4 protein-coding genes are annotated in these 4332 nt (G+C 50.5%); 1 reads left to right on the forward strand and 3 read right to left on the reverse strand.

The features are described 5' to 3' along the window. Window positions 1–649: 649 nt before the first annotated feature. Window positions 650–892, reverse strand: coding sequence for a hypothetical protein (locus ACNPAA_RS20585; RefSeq protein WP_042469152.1), 243 nt, complete (start codon window positions 890–892; stop codon window positions 650–652). A gap of 697 nt (window positions 893–1589) precedes the next feature. Between ACNPAA_RS20585 and ACNPAA_RS20590 the strand changes: the two genes are divergently transcribed. Continuing rightward, window positions 1590–1790, forward strand: coding sequence for a hypothetical protein (locus tag ACNPAA_RS20590; protein WP_167558395.1), 201 nt, complete (start codon window positions 1590–1592; stop codon window positions 1788–1790). A 963-nt stretch (window positions 1791–2753) separates the two neighbouring features. Here the strand turns inward: ACNPAA_RS20590 and ACNPAA_RS20595 are convergent. Continuing rightward, entirely contained in the window at window positions 2754–3449 is a 696-nt protein-coding gene (locus ACNPAA_RS20595) for a nucleotidyl transferase AbiEii/AbiGii toxin family protein (RefSeq protein WP_417891978.1), read from the reverse strand. Between the two features lie 8 nt (window positions 3450–3457). Continuing rightward, entirely contained in the window at window positions 3458–3667 is a 210-nt protein-coding gene (locus ACNPAA_RS20600; protein WP_417891979.1) for a hypothetical protein, read from the reverse strand. Window positions 3668–4332: the final 665 nt, after the last annotated feature.

Raw genomic sequence — 4332 nt, forward strand, 5'->3', positions numbered from 1 at the left:
GTCCCAGTTTTGTACCGGTTCTGTCCCACTTTTGTACCGGATCTGTACCGCTATCCGCTTCGCGGTGTTCCAGTCCCCCCGAACAGTGCAACCCTTAACGACATAGCCACTCTTCACGCCGTCATTCTGCCCTTAAAAACGGTGGTCAACAGCCATACACATTACGCACCAGCAAAGCTGGTGTAACGCATTGAAAGAAAAGAAGTATTTAATCAGAAGCGCATCGTGAAAATGGTGGCAAAAACGCCATAACAGCATGATCTTAATGCTGTTTTTATGGTTGCACTACCACCCCGAGAGGAACAAATCGCTCGGAACATCGAGCGTGTCCAGCGGACGACCGTGGGGGCCAATAGGTGGAGCAAAACAGAGTCCATCAGAGTGGGGCCACTGGCCCCACCTTGGAACAGATCGCTCGGATAGCCGATCACCCGCTCGCCCCGTTGCGGTGGGGCAGGAACAAATCGCTCGGAACATCGAGCGCGTCCAGTGGACGACCGTGGGGGCCAATAGGTGAAGCAAAACAGAGTCCATCAGGGTGGGGCCAGTGGCCCCACCCTGTGGAGATCAGGGCCGCACTCCCGAACGGGGGCGACTAGCGCAGTCTGTCGCGCCCCGTTCGGGAGTCGGCAAGCGCAGCGCGGCAGCCTTAACGACTGCTTAGATCCACCTCGATGCGGCGAAAACCGATGGTGTGCGCCGTGTTAACCCCTGCATCGATGGTCTTAAAGACCCGCCAGCCTCCGCGCTGGCGTTCCAGCACTTCCGTTTCTGCATTGCGGCCAAACTTCACCAGGTGAAGATGGTAGCCGGCACCCATCGGGGTCGGGGCGATCACCGCCTTGGCAAAGCCCCCTTGTTCAAATACCCACTTCGCCTTGATCTCTTCCATATCAAAAACCCGTTTTGATGGTTCATATCTACGTTATGACACCAGCGCAGCCAAACATCAAATTATAATTACGAACCATCAAATTCTAATTTTGATTGGCATCACTCAGGTTCGTAGAACCGCACTCGGGTTTCAAAGGGGAATCCCCTTTGGCGCGACGATGTTTACAGGCACGCCGAGGGTATCAAACGCAGTTTGTATACAGTCGGTGTCGTGCCTGAAGGCAGTGAATCATTTTCTAACGGGTGGGCAGTGGGATACACAAAGAGACACAAAAAAGGACACACACCACAAAGCACAGGACACACAAAGAGGCACATAAAAGGACACAAAATCAGTTAGTTGGATACAAAACAGGGCACACAATGGGGCACATTCAAGACTTACGGGGTTATATGAGGGAGCTCCAAAAAGAAAGTGTCCATAGGGAATGAAAAAACTGCTCAACCGCCAACCCCTACAGATCCCCTACAGAAAGCCTACTAAAGCCCTACCGTTCACCCACAGAACACCTACTGCATACCTACGGAATGCCTACAAAATGGATTACAGAATGAAGTACATGGAGCTAAGGGAGATGACAAAATAGGGTACAAAACGGATGACAGGTTACGAGCCCACAAAAAGACCTACAAAATAGCCCACACCTCACCCAAGCGACCCACAAAAAAACCCACAAAATCGGATGGCTAATTTGATGAATCAAAAAGGTAATTTGAAGGGCGTTCCAGAGGAGCAATTCAGTAAGTACGACGTTGCGGACCATTTGACTAGCCGTGTGGAGATCGCGGCATACCTAGAAGCCGCCAAGGAAGAGAACGATCCATCCCTCCTTGCTGCTGTCATGGAGGACATTCACCGAATCGAAGCACGGCAGAGCAAAGGAGACAGCCAGTGACATATCGCCCATTGACGACAAAGGAAATGGCAGAGCTACGGGAAGAGATGAGGGCTGCCGGAGAATGGGCGAGAACGGTCTTAGGGCAAGAGCGGCGGCAGCCGGTACCAAATTGCGAATCCTGCCCTAGCACCTCAAATTTCGTACGTACGAAAAACCAACCCCGCTCCGTGGATAAGCCCTACTGCCCACAGGCCAAACACACGGCCTGATGGACAGCCCTTCGGGAACGGGCTTAGCCACCTCGCCAAGATCCTCTCTCTCGATTATGAAGAGCTCAAAGAGTACGGCCCAAAGGCCGCGCAAAAAGGATGTCGCAAAGCTCCCCGGTCAGCAGGCTCTCCTATCTTTCCGCTGCGCTTCAAGATAGGAGAGCCCTCCTGCTTGGCTATGTCAAAAATGACGTAGTTACGCTGGATAAGCTCGCCTTGCTCTGGACTATCGAGGCCGTTTGCGACGACTCCCTCTCACGCGCTCCAGAGACACATCCCGTCCTGCTGCATCTGCTTCAGTCCCCACCTATGGGCCGGACTACCGCGCCGTGTTTAAAGAGCTGGCCGTGGTTGGTTCCCCGTTACGCTCTACTGGCAGATGCCTCTGGATTGCGAGTCCAGAGAGGCTGTGATGCGCGATCGCACGCTGGGCAGTGTGTGAGAATTCCCCATTCTGCCCGACCGACCACACCCTAACACGGCAACAAACTCATGCTTCCAATCCGTGCGGGTACGACAAAGCGCCAAAGGTGGTGGCCTTCGGTAACGGGCTTTAAGAGGGAATTAGCTTGAAAGATACGGCATGGAGCCGCTAAACTTGCTGGGACTTTAGGTAGCTGCTTCCCTCTACGGAGCCGTTACCAGGTGAAGTCGGTTCCCCAACTGACGACACCTTCGAACAAACCGCCCTGCAAGGCGGTTTTTTCGTTTCTGGCGAACAGGTTACGCTGATCGACAAACAGCCGTCAATCTAGATCAGGGTTTTACGTAGCTCGGGGGCGACGACATTGACCAATTTCCGAGCGTAGTCATCTGACATAGTCATAGATTTTGCCTGTTCAATATAAAAACATGATCTTGACAATACATCATCGACAGCCCTAATTAGATCTCTCCTAACTGCGGAAGCATAATGCCCCTCAGCTTTTTCAAAAGCTAAGGATGGGATCATTCCCCAATGATCACACATGGCTAAAATATCAAAAATATCTTTGAATGGCGGGCTTAGACACCGATCAGAATTTGCTAGTAACTTTGTATAAAAACAAGAAGTTCTGTCTATGTACGGAACAGGAAACAGTCCATCAAAAACAGCATCTAACTCGTAATTATCGAAACAAACAAACTCCAGTTTTATGCGGCTACCACCAACCAGTATGAATGTCCTCACAGCATCTCTGCTAAATGATATTTCTCTTGGGTATTCAAACTCTTGCTTCACTAGATTGCCAAGTGACACATTGGTAACTTCACCTCTAACAGCCCTGTAAGAAGATTTGTCAGGGCATAAGAAATCAATATCAATAGATGTCCTGAACTCATTAAGATCAAGGGCAATTCTAGTGCCACCTCCGAAAAGAATTTTGTTTTCATAAAAAAAATCGGCATTAAAATTATTTAATGCCGACTCTATTACTTGGTGATGTTGAATTGAGAACCTAGTCATTTATTTCCTCAAGCTGTAGGCATAAAAAAACCATGCCCATATATAGAAACAAGCTTGTTTATGAGATCCTTTTCTTTATGGGTCATGTTTTTTCTGTCAACAAAACCCCATCGCGCTTCATATAATTTAAACGCGACATCTGCAGGTATCATTCGGTGGCAAAAATCCCACAAAATCTTATCCAACTCAGGATAGAGATCTCGCTTTAGCTCACCCATAAAAACCTCCACAAAAGAAGCTCATGACCAGCGACAGGAGCGCCACATTCACGGTCTGCTTGACCAACAAAGCTACGACACGACGGGCGCAACCATTCAACCTTTAGTTGACAGTGTAACACTGACTCAAATTTGATACACCACCCCGTAAAGTCGGTGCGCATAACGCCCATTATGTTCAATAGCCGATTTCACATGGCAAAACGGCCATTCCGTCAGGATGTGACCGCCTGTATCGCGTTTTGGGGCGCTTCGACACACAAGACAGGGCATTTACCGCCTGAAAGTTTGCAACGCTTCTGAGGCGGTTTTAGGGCCGGATCCTGCGGAGTATGGTTTCGGCCTGTTTTTGCATCCTGCGGCCTGTTTCGGTATCTTGCCCCACCCTTCGAGGTGTACCCGATCAGATAAGCCGCCTCGATGGTGGGAAAGTGGGGCCGCTGGCCCCAGTTTTTCGCCCCCGCCTCGCCCTGCACATGTCCCACTTCTGTCCCACTTCTGTCTCACTTCTGTCCCACTTCTGTCCCAGTTTTGTACCGGTTCTGTCCCAGTTTTGTACCGGTTCTGTCCCACTTTTGTACCGGATCTGTACCGCTATCCGCTTCGCGGTGTTCCAGTCCCCCCGAACAGTGCAACCCTTAACGACATAGCCACTCTTCACGCCG

The sequence above is a fragment of the Aeromonas sp. PS2Canimalfood6 genome (assembly GCF_048276795.1).
GTDB lineage: Bacteria > Pseudomonadota > Gammaproteobacteria > Enterobacterales > Aeromonadaceae > Aeromonas > Aeromonas caviae.

What these genes read in the sequence shown, in the direction of transcription:
- ACNPAA_RS20595 (WP_417891978.1), bottom strand. Translation starts at nt 3,449, where the DNA reads ATGACTAGGTTCTCAATTCAACATCACCAAGTAATAGAGTCGGCATTA.
- ACNPAA_RS20585 (WP_042469152.1), bottom strand. Translation starts at nt 892, where the DNA reads ATGGAAGAGATCAAGGCGAAGTGGGTATTTGAACAAGGGGGCTTTGCC.
- ACNPAA_RS20590 (WP_167558395.1), top strand. Translation starts at nt 1,590, where the DNA reads ATGAATCAAAAAGGTAATTTGAAGGGCGTTCCAGAGGAGCAATTCAGT.
- ACNPAA_RS20600 (WP_417891979.1), bottom strand. Translation starts at nt 3,667, where the DNA reads ATGGGTGAGCTAAAGCGAGATCTCTATCCTGAGTTGGATAAGATTTTG.